Source organism: Roseibium sp. SCP15 (assembly GCF_040329435.1).
Classification (GTDB): Bacteria; Pseudomonadota; Alphaproteobacteria; order Rhizobiales; family Stappiaceae; genus Roseibium.
Map to the genome: position 1 here is coordinate 1232316 of NZ_JBDZYI010000003.1, position 25663 is coordinate 1257978.

The following is a 25663-nucleotide window of genomic DNA, read 5'->3' on the forward strand; positions in this document are numbered from 1 at the left end:
ATCGGGTTTTCAGGTATCAGCCCAACTTCACGCGGACGTGAGAACTGTAAGAATTGTGTCGGCCCAAACCCGGAGGCTGCATTAATCGACAAGCTTGATACACAACGGATACGCAGCTGCCGCAGTTCCATAAACGCCGCGCGACAAACTCAGTCTGTCGGAAGAACCTCGTCCGAAAGGTGATGGTTGAATGTCAGCGCGGACTGTCTTCGGAGGGGGCAAATCTCAACAATGCCCGGGTCTCATTGCCCGTCCGCTCGATGGAAAAATCCCAATCAAGACGCTGCGCAATCCGGCTCACAAGCGACAGGCCGATCCCATGTTCGAGTTCTCCGGCGGGTTCTTCCCCCGCATCCTGCAGCGTCGTATCGACGTTGAGAACACGAACAGACCCCTCACGTGCCGTAATCAGGATCGTTCCGGCAGCTGTGTGTTGGAACGCATTCCTGAGCATGTTGGACAGGACGATCTTCGTCGGGAACTCAGGCAACTCCAGGGACGAGTGGTCGAGATCCTTGACCACCGAAATCGATTTGCTGCCTATGAGATATCCAAGTTCATCAATCAGTTCATCTGTCACCGCAGCCAGCTCGATCGCCTTGAGTTCCGGAGCCGGGTCGTTTTCCCGGCCAAGCCACAGCAGGGTGTCGACGAGTTGCTGCATGGAGTGGCTTGCTCGCTGTATGCGTTCGACCGCGACGCGATCCGCACTTTGCTCTTCCTTTCTCGCAAGCAAAGCTGCATTTCCTGAAATGATCGCGATCGGAGTGCGCAGCTCATGGCTAGCATGCCGCAGAAAGGTCGCCTCACGTTCGACAAATCCCGAGATCCGTTCGATTGACATCGCCAGGCGTGCCGCCACCGTATTGAGTTCACGATACTTAAAATCCGGCAGCTGGACGGAACCAGGATTGTCTCCGAGCGAATCCGCCCAGTTCTGGAGTTTTTGGACCGGAGTGACGACTTTTCTCGCAAGAATCCAGACAAGTATGTAGGTCACAACAAGGAACGAGAGGCCGACCAGCAGCACCACAAGTCCCAAATGCTCTTGCAGGAAAGGTTCGACGTTCAACCAGTCCGGTTCATCCAGATTGATTGTCTGGACGAGAAACAGATCACTTCCGTCGGTAAGCGCACTGAGCAGCAGGAGGTAGAGAATGTCGTTGTCATTTTCTTCGGTTTCCTCGATCTCCGATTCCAGCTCTCCAAGCTCGATTGTCGAAGCGGGGAACATCTCCTTCACCTTTTCAGGCAACTCGTCGTACTCGAAGTACATTTCGATATTGGCAAAGGACCTCGGAATGTCAGGGTCTTTCGCAAGTCCTTCGGCATAACTGGTTGCCATCACGCGCAACTGGTAGGAGCTGGCGCCCTCCAGGCCGGAAAAGAAATAGTAGACCAGCAAGAAGCTGTAGGTCACGACAACAAGCGCTGCCAGACAGAGTGAAAACAACCGGATGTCTCGCCGGATCGTGTTCTCGCCGAAGGAAAAAAGGCGTTTCAATGCACGAACCATCATGTCTCCCTGAGAACAAACCCGGCGCCGCTGACCGTATACAGAAGCTTGCTTTCGTGCGGACGCTGTATCTGCCGCCGCAACTTGTAAAGATGCACTTTGAGGCTGTTGCTGTCCGGAACGTCATCTCCCCAGACAGCTCTTTCCAGCTGCTCCCGCGTTACAACTGAGGGGCTGTTACGCGACAGCGTTTCCAGAAGTGTCCAGCCGGTCGGCGTCAGACGGAGCGCACGCCCTGCCCGCCTGGCCTTGCGTTCGCTGAAGTCGATCTGCAAATCGCCGATTGCAAGGTTCTGATCCCAGCCGGTCTTGCGCCTGACAAGCGCCCTTATGCGGACAACCAGCTCTTCAAACGCAAACGGCTTGACCAGATAATCGTCTGTTCCCGCTTCAAATCCGGCGACCTTGTCGGACAGCGTGTCTCTTGCCGTCAGCATGAGGATCGGGCAATTCAGGCCACTTCGACGCAATGTCTGGCAAACGGTCAACCCGTCGATATTGGGCAAGGCAAGATCGAGAAGCACAACGTCATATCTGTTGTTCGTAGCCGCTTCGATGCCCGCCTGACCGTTATAGGCGTGGTCACAATCGATGTCTTCAAGTGCCAGATAGTCGGCAACGGTTGCTGCCAGATCCATGTCATCCTCGACCAGCAGCACCAGCAACGGATCCTTGTTCATAGGGCCTCCTGCCGGCGTGGCGTGAACAGGTACCCGGCCAGTCTGAAAATATCATCCCTGATCAGAAGGAACGTCGGGATCAGAACAAGCGTGATGACCGTTGCGAACAGGATGCCATAGCCGAGCGAAACGGCCGCCGGAATGAGGAATTGTGCCTGTTCGGAGGTTTCCGTGATCAGCGGTGCAAGACCGCAAAACGTTGTGGCGCTTGTCAAAAGGACTGCTCTCATTCTTGTGCAACCGGCATTAAGCAGCGATTCTATCCTGTCCATTCCCTCTGCCCTGTTGGTGTTCGCCGTGGACACAAGCAGAAGACTGTCATTCACGACAACGCCGCAGAGCGCAAGAATGCCGTTGATCGACAGAATACTTATGGGCAGATCGTTGATCAAATGCCCCAGGATCGCACCCACAATGCCGAAGGGTATGGCGGCCATGACGATGAACGGCTGGCTGTAGGATCGCAAGGGAACAGCCAGCAATCCGTAGATCGCGACCAGGGTGATGATAAACGCCTGGAACAGACCACCCATCGCCTCTTCCTGCTGCTCCAGATCACCGGTGTAGCGGATGGTCAGCGAAGGAAACTCGCGCTTGAGTTCGGGGAGAATCTCGCCGTCGAATATGACCTTCAGATCCTCGCCAGTCGCGGTTGCATTGTCGACATCCGCAGTCAGCGAGGCAACACGTTTGCTGTCAAAACGCTTGACTTCGTCAACAGTAAAGTCGGTCCGCAGCCGAGCGACATCGGACAGGGGTACAAGATTGCCATCGGCAAGCCGGATATACATAGCCTCGAGGTCCGTGAGGGTTCGTCTGTCCTCAAAGGGCAGACGAACGCGTACTTTCACCTCTTCCTCGGACCGCTGGAACCTCTGGACCTCGGCGCCATTGAGAGCGCTCGCGAGTTGGGCTGCGACCGCTGAAGTGGAGAGACCAAGCGCCCTGCCCCGATCGTTCAGTTCGACACGGACACGGCTGCGGGCTGCCTGAAAGCTGTTGGTCGCGGACAGGACGCCCGGCAATTCCGCCACACGATCTCTTGCCTGCCGGCTTGCGGCGATCAGACGGTCGGGATCATCGAGAATGAGATCCACTCCGAACTCAGGATCGTCAAAATCATCGGTCGTGAATTCAAGGCTCTGCACACCTTCAACGCTTCCGAGTTCCTTTCTCCAGAGGTCGGCAATGCGCCTCAACGGATAGATATCCTTCGCCTCGGGGCGCAAGGCGACGACAATCGTGACATCGCCGTTTTCACCGGCGCTGGTCTCGATGCTGGCAATCGGCGGAATGCTGGTCGCTTCGTCCATCGCCAACGTGTCATTCACACGCCAACCTGCCTCTTCGATGCGCAGGGCTTCCGCGAAAATGGTGCCATAGCCGAGGTCGGACTTTGCAACATACCTGATTGTCAGCAATTCACTTGGAATGTCGGGAAAGAAAACCGTACGCACCAGCCCTGACTGCACTGTCCATAGAGATGCCGCAAAACAGCCGGCAGCAACAATCAATGCCAGATATCGCAATCGAAGGACAACTCTCAATGTCGGCCTGTAGACCCTTTGCGTGACGAATTTCAGGCCATCGCCAATTGCCTTGTGCAGACCTCGCACACCGCGTGCCATAAAGTTCTTGCTTGGCGGTCGCTCACGAGCATGCGCCAGGTGCGCAGGAAGGATGAGCTTGGATTCAATGATGGAGAACAGCAGGCTGAAGATCACCACCCAGGCGAACAGAGCAAAGATTTCAGCAAGCCTTCCGGGCACAAGCGTGATCGGAAAAAAAGCGGCAATCGTCGTCAAGACACCGAAGACTGCCGGGACCGCCACTTTTTTGACGCCTCGAATGACGCTTTGCACCGAGGCTCCATGTTTCTCCTTTTCCGCATGAACGCTTTCCGCAACGATGATTGCATCATCGACGACAATTCCGAGTGCGATGATGAAACCGAATGTGGTGATTTCGTTCAGGGTCAGACCCCAGATGCTGTCTCCCATCAGGATCAATGCGCCGGCAAAGGAAATCGGCAGGCCGAGCGACACCCAGAAGGCAGTTCGTATGTCCAGAAACAAGGCAAGAACGAGCAGGACAAGCGCCATTCCCATCAGGCCGTTTTTCGCCATCAGTGAAAGCCGGTCGTTTATGAAAACGCTCTTGTCATTCCAGAGCGAAAGCTTGATTTCCAGGGGCAGCCAGGTTTCCGCCCGGATTTCGTCAACCACTTCGCGCACCCGCCCCGCAGCATGGACAAGGTCGGCTTTTCCGATCATCTCCATCGTCAGCCGGATCGCAGGCTCGCCATTGAACCGGTACACTTGGCGCTCGTCTGTGAACCCGTCCCGGACCGTCGCAATTTCTCCCAGCCTGACGCGCTGGCCGTCCCGACCGCTGATGAGTTCAATCGTCTCGAAATCCCGGAGCGATGTGCCTTGGGCGTCGGCCTTCACAACGATACGGCCGTTTTCGCTTTTGAGGAGCCCCTGTTCCTCCGTTACCGAAGACGTGGCGACCACATTGACCACATCCGCGAAGGATACCTGATATCGCCGCAAGGTTTCCTGATCGATCTCGATGGAGACTTCCGGCGTCAACTCTCCAAGGATCGTGACACTGGGGATTGCCGGATCAGCCAGGATCCGGTCCCGGATCCTGCGCGCGACCCGCTTCAGAACATCATGATCGACATTTCCGTAGATGTTCAGAAACGCGATCTCCTCGATGTCCAGTTCGCGGGTAACGACGGGAGTCTCTGCTTCTGCGGGAAGCGTGACACCGTCCACCCGGTTTTTGACGTCGGTTAGCAACTTGTCGAGGTTGTAGCCGCTGATCATTTCGATGGATATGGAAGACAGCGAGGAAGAGGACGTGCTTGTAACTTCCTTGACCCCTTCCAGCCCCTTGAGCGCGCGTTCGATCTTGGCGGTGACGCCCCTCTCCGTCTCAAAGGCCGAACCACTGTCATAAGAAACGGAAATGGATACCGAGCGTGGGGGTTGGCTTGGAAACCCTTCCGTACGGATCGACAGAAAACTCATCCCACCCAAAAGAAGAATGAAGATCATCAGAAGGTTGGCGGCAACCGGATTGCGGACGAACCAGGCAATCCAACCACCATCATCTGGTCCCTTGCCGGACATTACAGGTCTCCCTTTTCGATTGAGGAGAGAACGACGTCTCCGGTGGCTTCAGTTGCTTCCCTTGGCTCAACTCTCTGTCCTGGCAGATAATCTGCGAGCGGGCTCATAACGACGCGGAGGCTCGTCACGTCCTTCAACTGATCCCTGGGGATTGCGACCAGCTCCCCTTTCCTGAAGGCAGGAGTGACCGAATGACGGACAAGAAGATTGTCTGGTGAGACCGACCACAGAAACCCGTTTGGCGTAACCACTTCTGCCGGGACCAGAAGAACATCCTGCACAGCATTTGAACTGATGAGAACCGATGCGAAGCTTCCAGGTTTGAGGTTGCCGGGAACCGCATTTGCATCGCGAATGCTCAGCCTGAGTGAACGCTGTCTTGTGCTTTCGTCAACAAGCGCGTCTTCACCTTCGACGTCAGCGGAAAGAGCGGTGCCACCATCCAGCAGGATCCGTGCACTCAGCGAACCGAAGTCAAGCGCTCCCGGATCCCGCCGGAGCGATTGCCACTGCTTGGCAGAAAGCGGGATGGAGAAATCGAATCTGTCGAGTGAATAAAGCTCTCCCACGGCTGTTCCTGCGGACACGAAAGCAGACGGCGTCACGGAACGGGAAATGATCATTGCATCAAACGGAGCAACAATCCGCGTTTTGGCAAGATTGCTCTCAGCCAGTTCCAGTTCCGCTCGTGCTGCTTCAACCTTGGCAGCTTCAACTTCCATCTGAGGCTTGCGAAGAACAAGTTCGGAAGCAGGATTTTCACCCAGTTTCGAGCGCTCCCAATCCTGCTTGGCCTGTTCCGCGCGCTGCTGTTCTTCAAGCAGCGTCAGTTCTGCCTGCATCAGATTCTGCCGGGCTGTCGCCACAGCAGACCGGTATGCGACATCTTCCAGCTCCAGAAGGACTTCGCCTTGCCTGACCTTCTGTCCTGGCTCGAAGCGATCCGACAAGAACTTCACCTGGCCGGCAACTTCGGCAACAGGTGTCTGCCGGTAGTGCGCCCTGGCAATGCCGTATCCGGTTACTTCGGCACTTTCCCGGGTTGCGGAAACAGACGTCACCCGGACAAGCGGAAAGGCCCTTTCATCTTCCCGAACAGGCATTTCATCTTCTGATGGGGTTGCCGTTTCCTCTTGCGCAAAGGAAGGGGAGACGAAAGCAAAGCTGAATGCGTTCTTCGGCCAACACTCCCCGGGCAAACCGAATACGGAGATTGCCTCGATGCACGCCAGAAGGACCGCCAAATGACTGGTACGAATGCCTAGAACGGATTTTATTGACATGGCTTTTCCTGTCTTGAACCGCGAACTGAACTGGTTTCGCCTCACAGCCCGATGCCAAGGGCAAGGGCTAGATTGATCCGGTTTTGCAACCATTCCTGCTGAACCTGAAAAAGTGCCTGATGCGCATCGAAAGCTGCACGTTCCGCTGTCAGCAGCGTAACGATATCGGTCAGGCCGTCCCGATAACGGCGCTCGAACTGGCGGTAATTTTCCTGGGCATGCTCATATGCGCGGGCCAATTGTCCCTGTCGTTTCCTGAGTGAAAACTCCGCATTCAGGGCGTTTTCCACTTCAAGCACCGTCGTCAAAAGAGCATCCCGATAGTCCAGCCAGGCATTGGCCGCAGCCAGATCCTGCTCCTTGGCCGTGGCTTTACGCGCACCGGCGTCGAAAAGCGGCGCGGTCAAGTTGCCCAGCAGCGACCATGCCGGACCGCCTTGCAGCAAATCGGAAAGGTCCGAAGCTTGATCACTCAAGGTGAAATTGATCGCAAACTTCGGCAGCAATTCCTTATAGGCCGCAGAAGTTCGATAATCCGCGGCCCGGGCTCTGGCATAGGCCGCCAACAGGTCTGGACGCCTGCCGATCGTTGCCAATGGAAAGCCACTCTTGGGAAGTTTGACTGTCGGCAGTTTTCCAGAGGCCTTGAGTCTGGAACTCGGAAACTGCCCGGCGAAGACCTCCATGTTGCGAACAAGTTGGTCGCGTTGAAGCTTGCGATCTGTCAGGTTCGCTCTGGAGCTCTCGGTCGACGCGCGCGCACCTTCCAGATCCCCTAGAGATCCGAGGCCACGTGTGAACTGTTCCGAAATGATGTCTTCGGTTCTCTTGAGACTGGATATTCTGGAATTATCCAGTTGTATCAGACGGTTGAGCGTAACCAGCTGGATCCAGTCCCTCATCGCCCGCCCCGCGGTGGACAAACGGGCGGCTTGAAGATCCTGAGCAGCGGCATCCTGATCCGAATAGGCAGCGCTCTGTGCATCCGCCAACCTGCCCCACAAGTCGACTTCCCAGTTCAGAGTGGCCGACAGGTCGAAGCTGTTGGAATAGTCTCCGGTTCGACCTGTTTTCACCCGCTGACGCCTGGCAGAGGAGGCACCGTCGACAGATGGCCACAGGGCGCTGCTTGCGCCCACACGAGCAAACTCCGCCGACCGCAGATCAATCACGGACTGCTTCAGCTGGATGTTTTCTGCCAGAACCGTATCAACGTAAGATCTGACAGCAGGTTCGCTGACCAGCCCCATCAGGCTGCCGATATCGTTCGCTGCAGCTGAATCCGACTGGCTCCAGCGCTGGGGCAACCCGTCCAGAACCTCTCGTCGCTCTTCTTTCAAGAATTCACCTGCCGTCGACACACAACCGGCAAGCAGACCGAGAAGAGGGAGAAATAAGAATTTGTGCGATACCCGCATGAACACGCCTTACAGAACACTCTGAGCGCGCCTTCTTTCTCATTTGTCGGGTAATGCCACGGTTAACGTATAAATCACTGCAATTATTCATTTTTTCAAGACAGTCAGACTCAGATGAGCCTGACCTCAGGCAGCAACCCCATCAAATTGTTCTGAAGAGTTCTGAACTTCGTTCCGCCTTTGGGTCTGCTCCTTGCCTCGCTGAAAGAGCCTTGCCTCAAGCTTCAACCGGTCAGTTTCCGGGCGCCGACATCACTTGAATGCCATTTCGCCTCAACTGCTTCGCAAGGGCAGGTCTTAGATACCTGAATGCCCAGACTCTTCTTTTCTACGCTTTGCCAGAATTCAGGGACCTTACAGAAAGCGAAAGACGACGAAACCGCTCGGCATTATGGCCGCAATGCGGCCAACGGGTTATCGGGAAACGCCAAGAAGATACATTTCCCATATTTTTCAATAAGTTAATGAATAACCCTTCGATTACCCGGAATGATCTACCTCTCCTTCGGAAAGCCTGGCCGACGGAAATCGGGTCTTCTTTGTCCATCTTTGCCAGGTGTCACACCGGAGTTGTTTTTCATGAAGTGTCTTTCACAACTGTTCCCCTGCGGACTTCTTTTGCTGGCAGTCTCATCTCAGCCAGCGCTCGCAGAAGATGTCTTTTCCACGGTTATGCAGGGTGGGTTCCTGACAAAGGAAAACTGGACGGTCACCCTGGGTGCAGGCGCGATCTACGGTCCCAAATATGAGGGCTCCGCAGAATCGTCGGTCAGTCCGGTCCCGTTCGTGGAGATTAACTGGAACGACACGATCTTTTTAAGCCCCGGTGACGGATTGGGCGTCAACCTTTACCAGAACAAGGGTTTCGTGGTCGGAACTTCGGTTGGATATGATGGCGGCCGTCAGGAAAGTGACAGCCGCTCCGAACTTCGCGGCCTCGGCGATATCGATGCCGGCGTCAGCACCAGCGGTTTCCTGAGCTACGAGTACAAGTTCATCAAAGCCGAGACGAAAGTCACCCATGTCTTTGGTGGCGCGGACGGCACAACGGTCGACCTGGGTTTGCAGACCTTTATTCCGCTTGCTCCCTTGTTGAAGGAAACACCGTTCTTTATCGGCACCGGTCCGATTTTCGGGTCCAGTTCAACAAACAAGGACGGACCGGGCGGTCCTGCGCTTCTGCTTGGTGTTTCGACAACCTGGGCGGATGAAAACTACATGGATGGCTATTTCGGGGTTTCCTCCCAGCAATCGGCCAAATCCGGTCTGACCGACTTTGATGCCTCGGCGGGCTTCAAGTCGGTGACAGGTGATGCAACGCTTGTGGTTCCACTCACCGACCATATCAATCTGGGAACGAATGTCGGCTATACGCGCCTGATCGGGGACGCTGCTGACAGCCCGATCACCCGGGACACCAATCAATTCAACGCAGGATTGTTTGCCACCTATACATTCTGAAAAACTTCGGCAAGCAGAAACTTGGCTGCGGGCGTTGAGACGCCCGCAGCTTCTTTGCTTAATCCAGTTTAGCTGCCGAGTGCGCGCAGAGCTGTGACGGATGCAGCCAGTTGTGCCTCAACGATATCGCGGAACCCATCTCCCTTATCCGGAGTGAAAGGATTGGGACCGGGTGCGTTGCACTCCACTATGACAGGTCCGGCATAACCGATCTCATCAAGCGCTCGTACCTGAGATGCAAAGTCGGTATGCCCCTGACCGATACCGCAACGGTTGCTGTCAGCCGCATGATAGAGACCGATCTTGCGGCCTCCGGTCAGCAATGCTTCGGCCGGATCGGCTTCCTCAATGTTCATGTGATATGCGTCCGGCAGCAATGTCAGGTTGGCCGCCCCAACCTGTTCCAAAAGGTTCAGGCCTTCCGCAACAGTCCGGACCTGGTGCGTTTCGTAGCGGTTCAGGATCTCGTAAACGACGCTGAGATCGCGCTTCCCGGCAAAGGAACAAATCTGACGAACGGCATCAAGAAGAAGCTCATCTTCTTCCGCCTGGGTGGAAACGGGCTTGATGCGCGTTACCTGTCCGTGGCAGGAGATGAGCGGTCCTCCCAGCTGAACTGCCCAATCCATCAGCCTGTCGTAATAGGCCAATGCCTGCCCTCTCACATCCTTGTCGGGATGTGAAATATCGGCATCTCCGGGTGTGATTGAAAAGATCTTCAGATCACGCTCCTGGAAAATCGCCAGAGCTTGTTTCGGATCGACTGTATCAACCGCACCGAACAGTTCGACGCCATCAAGACCGGCACGCCTTACCCGGTCCGCAACTTCTTCCAGACTCGCGTCGCCAAAGATCCAGGTGCAGCATCCAATTTCCCGCTTCATGTCGTGTCCTTTCAGAGTGAAACCGGAACAGCTTCACCGGTCTGGTGAGACAAGGTGGCGGCATCGGCAACCGCCAGGGCCAGGACCCCTTCTTCCAGCGTAACCGGCATGGTTTTGCCCGTTTCCACTGCGGTCACAAATGCGTCCCATTCAGCAGCGTAGGCACGCATGTAACGCTCCAGAAAGAAATACTCCGGCTTTGCCGAAACATTGCCGTCAACGGTGATCTTTTCGACCGTGTTTTCAAGAACGTTCTTGGCGCCCAGCAGTCCGTCCGCCCCCAGCAGTTCGATACGCTGATCGTAGCCGTAGACTGCACGACGGCTGTTCTTGATGACGGCAATCCGGCCATCGGCCCAGCTCAGCGTGACGGCTGCGGTATCGACATCCCCCGCAGCACCGATTTCCGGATCTACAATCGAGCTTCCTGTCGCAAAAACTTTCTGAGGGGCTCCCCCCATGATCCAGCACGCCATGTCGAAATCGTGGATCATCATGTCACGGAACAGTCCGCCGGAGACTTTCACATAAGAAACCGGTGGTGGCGCCGGATCGAACGATGTCACCGAAAGCAGTTCGCTCTTGCCGATCTCCCCGGCATCGGCCGCCCTTTTCAATGCAGAGAAGTTTGGATCAAATCGGCGGTTGAAACCCACCATGACAGGGCGACCTGTCTTTTCGGCAGCTTCCAGGCAGGCCTTTGCCCTCGCAAGAGACAGATCCACGGGCTTTTCGCAAAGAACGGCCTTGCCCGCAGCGGTTGCTGCTTCAATCAAGCCAGCATGAGTGTCGGTTGAAGTGGCAACCAGTACGACATCAATACCGTCGTCCTTCAGAATATCTTCGGACGCACGTGCCGCTGCACCATATTTTGCAGCCAGCGCCTGCGCGGCATCTTCATGGATGTCGGACACGGCAACCAGTTCACTGTTCTGGTGCCCGGCAATGTTCACCGCGTGCACCTGACCGATGCGTCCTGCGCCCAGCAAGCCAACCTTGGGCATTGGCATTCCTCCAAATTGAAACCAAGTTGGCGGACAAATGACAGTTCTTGCTCCCGAGAGCAAGCATATTTTGCACTCGAGAGCAAAACTGGTTAGATGATATCTCACTTGCGCAAATGTCGAGATGAAACGCGATGGCTGACAAAACGATGAATCCACCGGTTCAAACGGTAACCGCAGATGATGTGGCTGCCGAGGCCGGCGTGTCCCGTTGGACGGTCAATCGCGCATTTCGGCAAAATGCGTCCATTTCCGAGGAAAGCAGAAAACGGGTAACGGAAGCTGCTGAAAAACTCGGCTATGTCCCCGACCTGGCAGCATCCAGCCTTCGCTCCAACAATTCGCGGATCGTGTCCCTGCTCATCGATGACTTTGCGAATCCGCACAAGCTGGTGATGCTTGAACGTCTGACCAAGGCTCTGAGAAAGGCCGGCTGGGACACGTTCCTGGTCAACATGCTGGACGAAGACGATGCACCGGGAGCACTTCTGAGCGCCAGTCAAAGACGGGTCGATGCGGCAGTTGTGATTGGTTCACGCTTCAACGAAGAGGTTCTGGAAACGGCTCTAGGAGCCAAGCGAGTGCGCAAGCTAGTGACCTTTGCCCGCATGTCCCGCAATCCGAAAGCAGTCTCGATCTGCTGCGACGATGAAGCCGCGATGCGCGAGATCGCCGACTACGTTCTGAAGAAGAAGTTTTCCAGGCCAATGTTTCTCGCCGGACCGCAATCCGATTCAGCTCATTTGCTGCGCAAGGAAACTTTCATGGCGGAATGGGAGCGGAAAACCGGCAATCGCCCGGAAGTCGCGACAGCTGGTGTCTATGACGCGAAACAAAGCTTCGTCACTGTTGCCTCCGCGCTTTCCAACCGTCCTGCCAGCGAACTTCCGGATGTCATTGTCTGTGAAAACGATGCCCTGGCAATCGGTGCGATCGACGCGATCAAGCATCAGCTCGGCCTCTCGATCCCGAAAGACATTGCCGTAACCGGGTTTGACGACATTCCCGCAGCAGACAGCCCCAATTATCAACTGACCACTTATCGCCAGCCGATGTCGGACATGGCGGAAAGCCTGGTGGCCTTTTTGCGGGACGAGACCGATGGAACGGGACTGAACAGGTTTGAAGGAAAACTGATCGTCCGAAAGAGCGCTTGAGCTTTCACCTGTCATCATCCGCTCAGTGAGGCAGTTCACCTGAGTTCAGTCGGGTGAGAAATTCGCGGTGCCCAAGGGCCCTGGCCGATATCTTGCGAAATTTTTCGCGATTGCCCTCGCGCTGAATGCGCGCGGCGCGCGCCATTCCGGCCGTTTGGGTCAAGGCAGCCTTGCATGGTACCTTTGGCAAAAGCCCCAGACCATCCAGAACAGGCATAAAGAGCTGTTCCTGTACATGCGGCAAACCGGCGGGAAGTGTCGGGAAATGTGCTCGAACCGGAGCCTCGTTCGACCACAGCTCAAGACGGTCCCGATTAAGATCGGAAATGCCACTTTCCGTCATGTCCTGCCAAAAGGCGCTGTCCCTTCGCCCACCAGCGTAGTGCAGATTGATGAACTGCGCGAAATCATCGATCTGCTGATTGATCGCCTGATTGTATTTCTCGCGCAAAACGGAGATGTCACCACCAAGGTGAGCGAGGAAACCGCCGGCTCCAAGCAACAGCAACTGCACCACGGTTCCGTGGATCGATGTTGCTTCCAGCGGCTCCAGAAAACATTGGGATAGCCCCAGGGCGATGCAATTGCCCACCCAAGGCTCAGTCAGGCGCCCTTCCTTGAAAGCAAGATCTGCACGAGGCGTGATGCTGCACCCCAGGATTTGCTCGACTTCCTCTTGTGCCTCCTCCGGCGTCGAATGCGCATCGGAATAGACATAACCGCAGCCAAGGCGATCCGCGGTCGGAATCTGCCACATCCATCCGGAGCGCAACGCGCGTGCTGTCGTGTAAGGGGCAATCTCGCCTGCCTCCGAGTGTTCCAGCCAGAAGGGCATTGCCCGGTTGAGCGGCAACAAAGAACCGTAGTGATGCCAGGAGGCGCCGAGTTCCGTCATCAGAGCCCGCCGGAACCCGGTACAGTCGAAAACGAAATCCACGGCGATATCGGGCTGTCCCTGACACTTCAAGGCAGTGACAAGACCGGACGCGTTGTCCTTTTCCAGACCGGTCACCTTGGCGGATACCTGTTCGATCCCGTCGGCTTTCCGGCGCAGAAAGGCACCGACCTTCGCCTGATCGAAATGGTAGGCATGGTGATAGGGACTGACCGGCACCAGCTTTTCGCCCTGCTGCGCCCAGGGAGCGCGCTGTCCCGTCATCAGTGGCGTGAACACATGTGAACGGATTGCCGGCTGCCCCGCAGCAATTGCGCTGTAGTGCAGCCAGGGCCTGCCCTGTCCGGTCGGATCGGGCGTCAACTGGTGCGGGTCGTCAATCGGACCCATATAGTCCGAGCCCGGACCGCTCGACCGCTTCCCCCAACCGATATGCCGGATACCGTATTTGATGGTTGCGCCGGTCTCGCGCATGAACTCGAATTCGTCAAATCCTAGATCGAGCAAAACGTCGCGGAAAACGGAAGTCGTTCCCTCCCCCACGCCAATCGTGGGGATGTCAGGGTCCTCGACGACGGTCAGTCGGCAGGCCGTGTCCGTTTGTTGTGACAACCGGCGCAGCATGTGCGCCGCCAGCCAGCCGGCGGTTCCGCCACCAACGATCACGATATGAGGTACGGCCCCGCTCATGCCTCAGGCGACGACATCAAATGCCGCGCGGACGAGCCGTCGGGTATAGTCCGTTTTGGGTTTCTCCAGCACTTCAGCAGTATTCCCCTCTTCCACAACGCTCCCGCTCTTCATCACGATGACACGATGACAAAGCGCGCGCACCACCTTCAGGTCGTGGCTGATGAACAGGTAGCTCAAGTCGTGCTTGTCGCGAAGTTCCCGCAAAAGCTCGATAATCTGCGCCTGAATGGACAGATCCAGGGCCGACGTCGGTTCGTCCAGAAGAATGAACTCCGGTTTCAGCACGATCGCGCGCGCAATTGCCAAGCGTTGTCTTTGACCACCAGAAAACTCATGAGGGAACCGATCGAGCGCATCGTGGGGCATCTGCACATCGTCAAGCGCCTGCTTGATCAACTCCAGACGTTCCTTTGAAGACGCACCGATCCCGTTCACGATCAGGCCTTCTTCCAAGATCTGGCGGATGATCATGCGCGGATTGAGCGACGAGAACGGGTCCTGAAAGACGACCTGAATGCGTGTCCGGTAGGGCTGCAATTCCTTGCGCGACAGATGCTCGATCCGCTCGCCCTGAAACGTCACCGGGCCGTTCTGTTTCTGTCCGAGCCCGATGATACTCATCCCGAATGTCGTCTTGCCCGACCCGGATTCGCCAACGACACCGAGCGTTTCGCCGCGGCGGATGGTTGCGGAAACGTCATTGACGGCAACAAGGTCCACGGTCTTGCGGTTGAAGAAACTACCCGTCTTGAGTTTGAACGCCACCCGCGTGTTTTCCGCCGTCAAAACCGGCGGCGCGTCTTTCTGGATCGGCTTTGGCTCGCCCTTCGGTTCCGAGGCGATCAGATGCTTCGTGTAGGGGTGTTGAGGATGATGAAACACCTCATTGGTCTCACCCGTTTCAACAACCTCCCCCCGGCGCATCACAACCACGTGGTCCGAGACGGCCCGAACAACCGAAAGGTCATGGGTGATCAGGATCACAGCCATATTGTGCGCCTTCTGCAACTGGCGCAGAAGCGAGAGGATTTCTGCCTGTACCGTAACATCAAGCGCGGTCGTCGGCTCGTCGGCGATCAGCAGCTCCGGATTGTTCGCCAGCGCCATGGCGATCATCACACGTTGCCGCTGACCTCCGGACAATTCATGCGGATACTGCTGATAACGCGCTTCCGGATCGGGCAGCTGAACTTCCTTGAGAAGCCGGATCACCTCGGATTTCAACTCGTTTTTCCCGAGCTTCCGGTGCACCTTGATGATCTCTGCGACCTGATCTCCGATCCGGTAGATCGGGTTGAGGCTGGTCAGGGGCTCCTGGAAGATCATGGAGATGCGACGGCCACGAATGTCCTGAAGCTGCGGCTCGGAAAATGTCGCGATGTCCTTGCCATCGAAGATCACCTGAGTCCCCTCGCCGACCCGTGCGTTGGGCGCAAGCATCCCCATGATGACGCGGGCAGTCACGGACTTGCCCGAACCACTTTCACCCACGACGGCCAGGGTTTCCCCGTTGCCGACATCGAACGAGACATCGTGAACCGCATGACGCAACCCCGTCGCCGTCTTGAACGACACGTTCACGTTTCGAACGGAAAGCAACTTGTCAGTCATTGGAATAAGGATCCATCGCGTCGCGCAGGCCATCGCCCAGCGCATTGAAAGCCAGAACGGAGATAACGATCATGCCGACCGGAGCCAGCAACCAGGGAGCTGCCGTCAACGCCTGGATGTCGCGTGCCTGATTGAGCATCGATCCCCAGGACACCATGGGCAACTGAACACCGACACCGAGGAAGGAAAGGAAACTTTCCAGCAGGATGATCTCCGGCAACGTATAGGTCGCCCAGACCAGAATATGTGACGACATGTTCGGAATGATGTGGCGGCGAATGATCCGACCGTCCGAAGCACCGACGGCAACAGCCGCCTTGACGAACTCCACTGACTTGATCGCAACGACCTTGCCGCGCAATTCGCGGGCAAGATCCGCCCAGCGCAAGAGCACGAGGATGGCCGCGAACATGATAAAGACCGCCATCGCATCGGCACGACGCGGCAGGATTGCAACGAGTGCCAGGTAGAGCGGCAGATCGGGAAACGATTTCACGAACTCCACACCGCGCTGCACGACGAGATCGTAGGTGCCGCCGAAGTAACCGGAGCTGACGCCGATCATTGTCCCGATGACGCAGGCTGCCGCCATCACCATGACAGCCATCAGGATGGTAATCCTGGTGCCGTACATCATGCGTGAGAAGACATCGCGGCCCAAACCGTCGGTGCCCAGAAGATGGACCGGCACCCCGTTGAGCGAGCCGAACAGATGGGTCTCGAACGTCAGGCCGAGAATTTCATACGGCTCTCCTTTGACGAAGAGGCCCAGCGGCACAATCTTGTTGTCGGACGGTTCAAAGGTGAACTCGAAAGTCACCGGATCCATCTTTTCTTCAAATCCGCGCACATATGGGCGGGTCAATTCTCCATCCGGGCTGACGATGCTGATCAGCTGCGGCGGTGAATAGAGCGCATTGCGGTCCTTCGTTTGGGCTCCATAGGGTGCGAAGAAGCCGCCAAAGACGGTGCAGCTGAGCACGATCAGACATCCGATAAGTCCGGCCATGCCATATCGATTGGCCATGAACCGCCGGCGCACCAGCTGCCAGTAGGACAGAGAAACGTGGTTCGCGTTTTCCGCGTTCATATCAAGCTGGGTCAAGGCATTCATTCTTTGGTGAACTCCGCTCTGCGCACACGCGGATCAAGAACCGCCAGCGCGAAATCGGCAATCAGGTTGCCAATGACCAGAAGGACCGAAACGAGAAGGAAAATGGCCGAGAGCACGTACATGTCGCGTTCGGTCACCGAACTCAGGATCAGGGGCCCCAGCGTCGGGATGCCGAGGACGATGGCAATCTCGATTTCACCCTTGATCATGTAGTCGAACCGACCACCCATATTCATGATCACCGGGTGCAGCGCGTTCGGCACTGCATGGTGGAACAACGTCTTGCGGCGGCTGAGTCCCTTTGCCCGTGCCGTTTCGATGTATTGCGCGTTCATGACATCGAGCAGGTTTCCGCGCATCATCCGGGTCGTATACGCTTGGCCCGCCCAGACCGAGATGAACAGGATCGGCCAGACATGAAGGAAGAAGTCCCACAGTTTGGCGAAACTGAAATGCTCCTGAAGAATGAATTCAGGAGAATAGAGTGAGCCGATATAGCTGGAGTTCCAGACATAGGCCATCAGGTAAAGGATGATGAGCGACATCACGAATTTCGGAATGACGATGCCCAGAAACGCGACCAGTGTCGCAAGGTTGTCGCCCAGCTTGTACTGATGGGTTGCAGCATAGATGCCAAGCAGAACGCCGATACCCTGTCCTAGGATCAGCGTGACGATCGCCAGACCAAGCGTGCGCGGCAGACGCAGGCCGATGACTTCGGTCACGGGCTTGCTGTAGACAAAGGATTGACCGAAATCGCCTGAGAACACGATGCCTTTGAGCCACAGCACGTATTGGTGAACCAGGGACTTGTCCAGACCGAGCTTTTGCCGGAGCTCTTCCGCCTGGGGTTTGAGTTCGGCCGCCGACATTCCTGTCTGTGCCATGGTCTGGGCCATCCAGGAATCGACGAAGTCACCTGGCACGGCAACAACCAGACCGAAGGAGACGATCGATATCCCGATCAGAAGCGGAATGGCCACGAGGATCCGCTTCACGAAATAGAGCAAGAGCGCCATCAGAAAACTTTCAATTTTCCCGGATAGGAAATATGCGGCCCCCAAAGGAGCCGCATACTGTTTTACGGCTAAGTTTTTTTATCAGTACTCAGCGATGGTGCCCGGCAACAGCTCTTTGACCTGCTCGGCTGCTGGTGTCCACAGACGCTCGCGAATGATACCGTCTTCGGCCCACTCGAACATGTAGACTGGCGTCCCAGGATGGGCATTCTTGATCCGGCGGTTGACCAGAAGAGCAGCCGGTGTCTGGATCGTACCGATGACATAGGCGTTTTCGGTGATCAGACGCTGGATGTCCCGGGTCATCTGCAGCTTTTCCGCATTGTCATTTGAGGAAATGAAGGTGCGGTAGGCAGCCTGGATTTCTTCCTCGAATGGCAGCAGGGACCGTTCGCCATTCTGCGACTGGTGGAAGAACGGGCAGGATTCACTGATGGGCATGTTGTTGCAAGGTTCGCGCGTCAGCGTTGGGAAGCCCCGACGGTTGATCATGCCGTTGAAGGCACCGCCCAGTCGAGCCGTTTCAAAATTGGTCTTGTCCAGGCCACGGGCGATGACCCGGATACCGACTTCACCCAGTTGCGAGATGACGGCGTCCAGCTGCTTGCGGGTTTCATTCCGCCCGGAGTTGAAGATGACGTCGATCTCGATATCGTCGCCACCGTTCGGCAGGTTGCGAATGCCGTTGCCGTCGCTGTCCTGCAGACCCAACTCATCAAGCATCGCATTGGCTTTTGCCTGATCGAATGGCTGATACGCGGTGCTGTCGTGATCGAAGAAGGCAGACCCGGACGTGAACCCGCCGGTATACGGATAGGCAAACGGACCGCGGGCGACCGCCTGACCGATGGCATCGCGATCAAGCGCATGGCTCAAGGCAATCCGGAAGTCCTTGTTGCGGAAAAGGTCGCGCAATGCCAGATCGACTTCGTCTTCAGCTCCGATGTCGGAGAAGTTCAACTCCAGCCGCCAGGCAAGCGCGCGCTTTCCAAAGCGAACCGTTACCGGACTGTCCGGTGATTGAGACTGCTTCAGAGCCGCAACATAGTTTGCCGGGTTTTCCATGTTGGAGAAGTCGCCGGACCCGGCAACGGCCTGGGTTGTGCGATCATCCCAAGTGGACAGGCGAAAGTGCATTTCGTTGAAGTAAGGAAGCTGCTGCCCCTTTTCATCCACCTTCCAATAGAATGGATTGCGGCGCATCACGACCAGTTCGTCCGGCTTGTGCAATACCGGAACCCATGCCCCCATCACCGGAACGGGAAGCGCTTCTCCCGGCATGGCGTTGGTGTAGCTTTCGTATGTAGCGTCAGGATTGTACTTCGGATGCTTGTCTTTCAGAGCATGGCTCGGACCGGGACAGCCCTGAATGTAAGCAAGGTTCTCCACCAGGGTTTCCGATTGCGGCTCGGAGAATGTCCAGCGGAAAGTATACTCGTCTAGAATTTCAAGCTTGGCGCCCGGAGCGAGCGATCCTTTGCTCAAACGAGACGAAACATTCTCGTCCTCAACGTTGTCTTCCCACCAGAAGCGGATGTCCTCGGTATCGAACGGGTCACCATCCGACCAGTGCGCACCCTCGATGAGATGCATCGTCAGCTGGGTATTGTCGTCGTTCCAGCTCCAGGACTTTGCAAGATTGGGCAAGGGTCCGGTCTGATCTTCGCCTTTGATCTGCCAGCGCGGCCCCTGACGCACCAGGCATTCCTGGATAGCCATGTTGATGCCACCCCAGCCCTGATGCTGACCGGCCAGCCAGTTCCAGCCTTCCGGACGGCCGCCAATCACGTGATGGAACACACCTCCATATTCGCCGGTGCCGTCGACCATCGCACCGGTCTTGAACACAAGCGGCTCTTTCGGCAAACGATCCTTCACCGCCGGAAGCTTCCCTTCCGCTGCCATGTCCGCAAGGAACGGAGCTTCGCTGTAACTGTCCAGAGCGCGGTAGTCATAAAGATCCGTCCGGCCGATCAGCTCATATTCAAGGCCGGAAAGATCCTTCTCCGGTGGCAGTTTGTCGGCAAGTGCGCTGCCGCCGATAGCGGTCAGGCACACTGACGCTGCCAGCAGCGATTTGAGGTGGTTCATAAGTTCCTCCCAATGAATTTTACCTTCATCACACTGACTGGCGCTCTTTCCAAACTCTTCCTGTTTTCACACCTTGCATTCCTGTTTTCGGATTTACTCTTTTGTTTCATCGAAACTTCGTGGAACATGAAAGGAAGGTTCCAACGACGGAGTTCTCTTTGGACAATTTCGAATATTTTGACGAGGCCCCCTCGGAGCTTGCCCGTGGAAATGTTCCGGAAAAACACGGTGTCCTTCTGGAACACCATGTGCCGGAAACGATGGATGAGACGTTTCACTACCATCCTTCCATCGAGGTCAATTTCATGAACGATTGTGAAATGACCTATTCGTTTTCCGGTCGGGAAGTGCATGTAAAACCGGGGAAATTCGTTGTCTTCTGGGCCGCTTATCCGCACCGGGTTACCAATGTTATCGGCCAGGGAACGATCACGAACGCCTATGTTCAGCTCAGCGAATTTCTGCAATGGCCACTGCCCAAGGAGTTCGTCAACCTGCTGCTGGCAGGTGCCGTGATAACCAACGGAAATCCTGACAAAGCGGACAATGCCCTGACGAGCAAATGGGCAAGGGAGGCATCCTGGCGCACCAGACCCTGGCGGGCGGTTCACACGCTCGAGGTTCAGGCCCGGCTGGCTCGACTGGCCATTGCGGAACCGGAAATTCTAATGCCGCCGGTTTACGACCAGGAGATCGGCCGTCATCACCAGAATCTGGTCATTCATTTTGACACGATGCTGCGTTTCATCGCCGAAAACTATGCCCGGCCGATTACGCAGATCCAGGTGGCGGAGGCTGCCAACATTTCCTCCAATCACGCCACCACGATCTTTCGCAAGTTCCTCGGCTGCACGGTCAAGCAGCACATCAACAATGTTCGACTGTTCCACGCCAAGATGATGCTGGCGGAATCGGACGTGAAGATCCTGACCGTGGCCCTGGACAGCGGCTTCGGTTCGGTTTCGGCGTTCTACGAGGTTTTCCGCGACCGCATGGGCATGTCTCCGGCAGCCTTTCGTCACAAGAAAGACGCTGCCTGAACAAAAAAGCGGGCCGCATACCGCTATGCAGCCCGCAGGTGCCCCAGACAACCTGCCAGGAAACGCGTCGGCTTCCCGGTCAGGTCATCGCTGGGAGGACCTCGTTCAGGCGCGTGCCCATTCAGGCAGCCACTCGCCGTGAGCTTGTCTCAGTCTCAGGACCATGGCGCGGATCTGATCCAGATCCAGTTCTGCCGCCGTGTGCGGATCCATCATCGCCGCATGGGTGATGAGTTCAGGATCTTCGTTCATCAAGGCATCGACCGTCAGTCCCTGTGCAGTGACATTGGACTGCATGATCGCCGCCAGTTGCGGCGGGATATCGCCAACGAAGGTCGGTTGCACGCCGTTTCGGTCGACCAGGCACGGAACTTCGACGGCGCAGCCATGCGGCAGGTTGGTGATGAGACCGGTGTTTGCAACGTTGCCGTAAATCACGCTCGGCTCCCCGGTCCAGATCGAGTTGATGATCTCCGAAGCATACTCGTCGGTCTGCTCGACCTCGATCTGCTCGTTGTTCATCAGTTCGCTGGAATCCTTGTGCCAACGCTCGATCTGCTGAACGCATCGGGTCGGATACTCATCCAGAGGTATCTGGAACCGCTCGATCAGGTCCTCGCGACCTTCCTTGATGAACCAGGGCACGTACTCGGAGAAATGCTCTGAACTCTCGGTAACGAAATAGCCGAATTGCTTGAGGATCTCATAACGAACGATATTTGGGCAGCGCGGGTTTTCCTGAGCCTTTCCGGTGGGAAATGTGCCGTTCGCGTAGCCTTCCTTCAAGGCCGGATAGAGGTCGGTGTATTGCCCGTTGGCTTCGACCTTGTGCAGATGCAGGAAGAACGCGATGTGGTTGATGCCTGCACAGCGGTAGTGCATGTCTTTCGGGTCGATACCCAGATCGACCGCCAGCGTGCGGGCCGTGTGTTGAACCGAATGGCAAAGGCCGACTTGCTTGATCTTCGGATACTTCCTGCTGATCGCCCAGATGTTGATTGCCATCGGGTTTACGTATTGCAGCAGTGTCGCATCCGGGCAGACCTCAAGCATGTCCTCACAGACCGACCACAGGTGCGGAACGGTACGCACACCACGCATGATGCCGCCAACGCCCAATGTGTCGGCAATCGTCTGGCGCAGACCGAATTCCTTCGGCACTTCAAAGTCGGTGATCGTGCAGGGATCATAGCCGCCGACCTGGAAAGCCACGACAACGAAATCCGCGCCGTCCAGGGCTTCGCGTTGATTGAGATGCGTTGTGATCCTGGCGGGCACATCAAGAGAAGCCACCATGCGCTTGGCGACCACTTCGGATTCCTGCAGGCGTTTTTCGTTTAGATCCATGAGGGCGACATGTGCGCCGCGCAAAGCCCGGCGATGCAAAATATCGCCGACAATGTTTTTCATGAAGACGGTCGAACCCGCTCCTATGAAAGCGATTTTGGGGAAATGAACCATAATTCGTCCTCTGTTGCTGCCCACACCATATGCGAGCCGTTTCAGAGGAGGCTTCCAGTTTTCACATGTAACCTTTCGGAAAATCACTTAGCATTGACGGCATCCAGAGACTGCATGATTTAACTGGAAAACCTACGAACAAAACCTGATTAAGTTATATCTTTCAATTGATTACAAAAGAGATCCTCCACCCGGCGAATGAAAACTCCTCCCGCAAAAGCTGAAACAAACGCAGAAAGACCGTCCTCTTCAAAAATGAACGGTCTATCAGCTTCGATGATGTTGTCTGCTTCGGCCCGAGTGGTTCCAGGACGATTTTTTACATGTCAGACCGCATTGGTCGTCATACCCAGTGCCGACGCGAATTTTGCCTCCAGCGTCTCGAACCGTTCCGGATCGGCAACCGTCAACAGACTGCCTTCCCGATAGTCCGTTCGGTAAGCACCACGGCCGACAAGTCCGCTCCTGCCGCCGGCTTCCTTGACCGCAAGCAGACCGGCCAGATGGTCCCACGGGTTCACACCCGCCGAGAGAATGAAGTCCGAATGCCCCTGCAACAATGTCAGATACTCGTAACACGCACATCGAAGACTGGTGACATGGCCAAAGGTAAGCGCCAGTTCGGCAAGGGGCAACTTCGCATCTTCAGAAAATTCGAACGGAGAATAAAATCCAGATAACGGGTTTTGATGTTGCGTGCCCAACAGCAGCTTTCGGGTTTCCTTTTCAGGCTGGAACAGAAACGCTCCACCTCCCGCTTCAGCGGCAACCCAGCTGTCATTCAGGATGTCGTAGAGCATGCCGAAGACCGGGATCCCCTTTTCGACAACCGACAGGATAAGACCGAATGTTGGCAGACCGCTGGCAAAATTCCAGGTGCCGTCAACCGGATCGAGAACCACACACCGATCGGCATTTGCAACGTGAGACAAAAGCCCCGGATCGCTGGCAACGCCTTCTTCTCCCACGAAGGAGGCACCGGGCAGTATGTCCGGCATTGCCTGCGTCAGTCTCTGCTCACACAGAAGATCTGCTTCCGTTACCAGATCGAAGACATGCTTCTTTGCCTTGACGTCCACACTGGTTGAAGACCGGAAACGCGGCATCACGACCTCCTGCGCGACACCACGCGTCGCGGCAATCAACTGGTCTATCTGAGTTTGAGACAAGGACATGTTCTGTTTCCTGTTCCGGCAGCGCCTGTTCAACCACAATCGAGCCTGCCTAGCAGACTCGACCCGAAGGCGCTTCCTGAAATGAACACTGGCTTTCCGGAGAAACAGAGTTGGGAACCGCCGGAGCAGGACACCCCGGCGGCGGAGTTCTTCTTACTTTTTCAGATTGACCCAGATCTTGTCGTAGACCTCCTGGGTTGCCTGATCGCAAACTTCAATGAAAGAAGCCGGCCCTGCACCTTCGGGCGGATTGGCTTCCGGAAGCGTTCTGAGCGCTTCATTCAGCAACGGCGTGACGCCCTCCACACCTGCGGAATACTGGGTCCAGTTGGTCAGGATGGCCGCGTTTTCCGGCTCCAGAAGAAAGTCCATGAACTTGAGTGCATTTGCCCGGTTCGGGGCATCCTTCAACAGCGCCACGTTGTCCATCCAGGCAATGTAGCCCTGCTTCGGGTAAGCGTACTCAACGGTCGCGCCTTCCTCACGAGCCTTTGCGGAAAACCCGTTATAGATCATGCCGGCGGCCGCATCTCCGGACACCAGAACTTCTTTCGCGGTGTCGGAGTTGAACGACGCCCAGTGCGGCTTGGCACCCTGAAGCATTTGGTTCAGAGCCTTCAGTTGGTCCCGGTCATTGGAGCACTGCGGTATACCCAGGTGAAGTGATGCCATGGCGATGACCTCACCCTGACTGTCGAGCATGTTGATCTTGCCGGACAGCTCAGACGGTGGATCGAACAGGATGTCAGTGGTGTTGATATCACCCTCATAGACGTTTCGGTCCACCGAGAAGCTTGTGGAACCCCACTGATAGGGAATCGTCGACTGACGGCCCGGATCGAACGGCACATCCAGCCACTGCTGCTCAATGTTGCCCTTGTTGGCCAGTTCACCATCGGCGATGGTATCTAGCAGGCCTTCATTGGCCATGATCTTGACCATGTAATCGCCCGGCACCGACAGGTCGTAGGTTCCGATCCCGCCCGCTTTCAGGGAAGCCAGCATGGCTTCGTTGGAGTCGTAGGTGTCCATGACGACCTCGATGCCGGTCTCGTCTGTGAACTTGTCCAGGAGTTCCTGCGGCATGTATTCGAACCAGTGGTAGAGAACCACTTTTTCTTCCGCGAGCGCCGCGCTGGCTGTCAGCGTCATTACAGATGCCGCCACCGTTGCTTTCAGTAAGGATTTCATTTCTACCTCCGTCCTCTGGATTATTTCGTGTTGTCGGCTTTGCTGACGAAGTAGGAGATCGTGACGAAGATGATCGACACGCTCAGCAACATCGTCGAAATGGCCATGATGTTTGGCTTGATGCCCTGCTTCACCGCACCGAAGATCGCTGTCGGCAGCGTTTCGACACCGGCTCCCTTGACAAAGTTGGTGATGATGAAATCGTCGAGACTGACGATGAAGGCCAGCAGGAAGCCCGAGATGATGCCAGGCATCATCAACGGCAGAAGGATCTTGGTGAAAGCCTGCCGTCTGGTCGCATAAAGGTCCATCGCTGCCTGCTCATAGCTGTCCTCGATCCCCTGCATCCGCGCGGAAATCGGCAGATAGGCGAACGGGATGCAGAAGGCGATGTGGGCCACGAGGATCGTGAGCAATCCGCGTTCCAGCGCGATGGAATTGAAGAAGATCAGCGTGGCCACGGCCGTGACGATTTCCGGAACCATCAGCGGCAGCGAGATCAGGCCGAACGAAACGGTCCGCAGCTTGAATTGGCCACCCCTCACGATCGCGGTGGAAGCAAGGGTCGCGACCGTTGTCGAAACCGTAGCGGCGATGATTGCGATCAGGAAGCTGTTGCGGGCCGCCAGCTTGAAGGTTTCGCTTTCCGGTCCGACAAAGACATCCGCGTACCAGCGCAGCGACAATCCTTCCCAGATCGTGATCGATTTGGAAGCATTGAAGCTGTAGACGGTCACGACGACCAGCGGCGCGTAAAGCACGAACAGGCAAAGCAGTGTGATGGTCTTGAAACCGGTATAGGCTTTGATTTCGTATCGACGGGATGCCAT

At 56.2% G+C, this 25663-nt stretch carries 19 protein-coding genes; 3 read left to right on the forward strand and 16 right to left on the reverse strand.

Annotated features, from left to right (window positions below):
• Positions 1–193: 193 nt before the first annotated feature.
• From ABLO27_RS19665 to ABLO27_RS19685, 5 genes are read right to left on the reverse strand one after another with little or no spacing between them, the layout of a single operon-like run.
• A complete protein-coding gene (locus ABLO27_RS19665; RefSeq protein ID WP_353034960.1) occupies positions 194–1519 on the reverse strand; it encodes a sensor histidine kinase in 1326 nt (441 codons plus the stop codon).
• Complete coding sequence (locus ABLO27_RS19670) at positions 1516–2196, reverse strand: response regulator transcription factor (protein ID WP_353034962.1); 681 nt, start codon at positions 2194–2196, stop codon at positions 1516–1518. Before ABLO27_RS19670 ends, ABLO27_RS19665 begins: the two co-directional genes overlap by 4 nt.
• A complete protein-coding gene (locus ABLO27_RS19675) occupies positions 2193–5336 on the reverse strand; it encodes an efflux RND transporter permease subunit (protein ID WP_353034964.1) in 3144 nt (1047 codons plus the stop codon). Before ABLO27_RS19675 ends, ABLO27_RS19670 begins: the two co-directional genes overlap by 4 nt.
• Positions 5336–6619: an efflux RND transporter periplasmic adaptor subunit gene (locus ABLO27_RS19680; RefSeq protein WP_353034966.1), complete on the reverse strand. Its 1284-nt coding sequence runs from the start codon at positions 6617–6619 to the stop codon at positions 5336–5338. The genes ABLO27_RS19675 and ABLO27_RS19680 overlap by 1 nt, the downstream gene beginning before the upstream one ends.
• Before the next feature lie 41 nt (positions 6620–6660).
• Complete coding sequence (locus tag ABLO27_RS19685) at positions 6661–7959, reverse strand: TolC family protein (protein ID WP_353034968.1); 1299 nt, start codon at positions 7957–7959, stop codon at positions 6661–6663.
• 657 nt (positions 7960–8616) lie between these two features.
• Between ABLO27_RS19685 and ABLO27_RS19690 the strand changes: the two genes are divergently transcribed.
• Positions 8617–9498: a MipA/OmpV family protein gene (locus tag ABLO27_RS19690; RefSeq protein ID WP_353034970.1), complete on the forward strand. Its 882-nt coding sequence runs from the start codon at positions 8617–8619 to the stop codon at positions 9496–9498.
• Positions 9499–9566: 68 nt separating this feature from the next.
• Here ABLO27_RS19690 and ABLO27_RS19695 read toward each other — a convergent pair whose 3' ends face one another.
• Together ABLO27_RS19695 and iolG are read right to left on the reverse strand one after the other, a co-directional pair.
• On the reverse strand, positions 9567–10382 hold the full coding sequence (locus ABLO27_RS19695; protein WP_353034972.1) for a sugar phosphate isomerase/epimerase family protein: 816 nt from the start codon (positions 10380–10382) through the stop codon (positions 9567–9569).
• A gap of 11 nt (positions 10383–10393) precedes the next feature.
• Positions 10394–11386, reverse strand: coding sequence for an inositol 2-dehydrogenase (gene iolG / locus ABLO27_RS19700; protein ID WP_353034973.1), 993 nt, complete (start codon positions 11384–11386; stop codon positions 10394–10396).
• Positions 11387–11520: 134 nt separating this feature from the next.
• Between iolG and ABLO27_RS19705 the strand changes: the two genes are divergently transcribed.
• Positions 11521–12543 (forward strand): LacI family DNA-binding transcriptional regulator, encoded by a 1023-nt coding sequence (locus tag ABLO27_RS19705; protein WP_353034975.1) that lies wholly within the window; start codon positions 11521–11523, stop codon positions 12541–12543.
• A gap of 22 nt (positions 12544–12565) precedes the next feature.
• Here the strand turns inward: ABLO27_RS19705 and ABLO27_RS19710 are convergent, their stop codons facing one another.
• From ABLO27_RS19710 to ABLO27_RS19730, 5 genes are all read right to left on the reverse strand, one after another.
• The gene (locus tag ABLO27_RS19710) at positions 12566–14128 is read right to left on the reverse strand and encodes a tryptophan 7-halogenase (RefSeq protein WP_353034976.1); all 1563 of its coding nucleotides are present in this window, start codon (positions 14126–14128) and stop codon (positions 12566–12568) included.
• Positions 14129–14131: 3 nt separating this feature from the next.
• Complete coding sequence (locus ABLO27_RS19715; RefSeq protein ID WP_353034978.1) at positions 14132–15742, reverse strand: ABC transporter ATP-binding protein; 1611 nt, start codon at positions 15740–15742, stop codon at positions 14132–14134.
• Positions 15735–16856, reverse strand: a complete 1122-nt coding sequence (locus tag ABLO27_RS19720; protein ID WP_353034979.1) for an ABC transporter permease — start codon at positions 16854–16856, stop codon at positions 15735–15737. Before ABLO27_RS19720 ends, ABLO27_RS19715 begins: the two co-directional genes overlap by 8 nt.
• The gene (locus ABLO27_RS19725; protein ID WP_353034981.1) at positions 16853–17875 is read right to left on the reverse strand and encodes an ABC transporter permease; all 1023 of its coding nucleotides are present in this window, start codon (positions 17873–17875) and stop codon (positions 16853–16855) included. Before ABLO27_RS19725 ends, ABLO27_RS19720 begins: the two co-directional genes overlap by 4 nt.
• Before the next feature lie 81 nt (positions 17876–17956).
• Positions 17957–19966: an ABC transporter substrate-binding protein gene (locus tag ABLO27_RS19730; protein WP_353034983.1), complete on the reverse strand. Its 2010-nt coding sequence runs from the start codon at positions 19964–19966 to the stop codon at positions 17957–17959.
• Positions 19967–20124: 158 nt separating this feature from the next.
• Between ABLO27_RS19730 and ABLO27_RS19735 the strand changes: the two genes are divergently transcribed.
• A complete protein-coding gene (locus tag ABLO27_RS19735; RefSeq protein ID WP_353034985.1) occupies positions 20125–21006 on the forward strand; it encodes a helix-turn-helix domain-containing protein in 882 nt (293 codons plus the stop codon).
• A gap of 105 nt (positions 21007–21111) precedes the next feature.
• Here ABLO27_RS19735 and ABLO27_RS19740 read toward each other — a convergent pair whose 3' ends face one another.
• The 4 genes from ABLO27_RS19740 to ABLO27_RS19755 all read right to left on the reverse strand — a co-directional run bounded on the left by ABLO27_RS19740 (position 21112) and on the right by ABLO27_RS19755 (position 25663).
• Positions 21112–22467: an alpha-glucosidase/alpha-galactosidase gene (locus tag ABLO27_RS19740; RefSeq protein WP_353034987.1), complete on the reverse strand. Its 1356-nt coding sequence runs from the start codon at positions 22465–22467 to the stop codon at positions 21112–21114.
• A 326-nt stretch (positions 22468–22793) separates the two neighbouring features.
• Positions 22794–23642, reverse strand: a complete 849-nt coding sequence (locus ABLO27_RS19745) for an inositol monophosphatase family protein (RefSeq protein ID WP_353034989.1) — start codon at positions 23640–23642, stop codon at positions 22794–22796.
• Positions 23643–23795: 153 nt separating this feature from the next.
• Positions 23796–24833: an extracellular solute-binding protein gene (locus tag ABLO27_RS19750; RefSeq protein WP_353034991.1), complete on the reverse strand. Its 1038-nt coding sequence runs from the start codon at positions 24831–24833 to the stop codon at positions 23796–23798.
• A 20-nt stretch (positions 24834–24853) separates the two neighbouring features.
• On the reverse strand, positions 24854–25663 hold the full coding sequence (locus ABLO27_RS19755) for an ABC transporter permease (protein WP_353034993.1): 810 nt from the start codon (positions 25661–25663) through the stop codon (positions 24854–24856).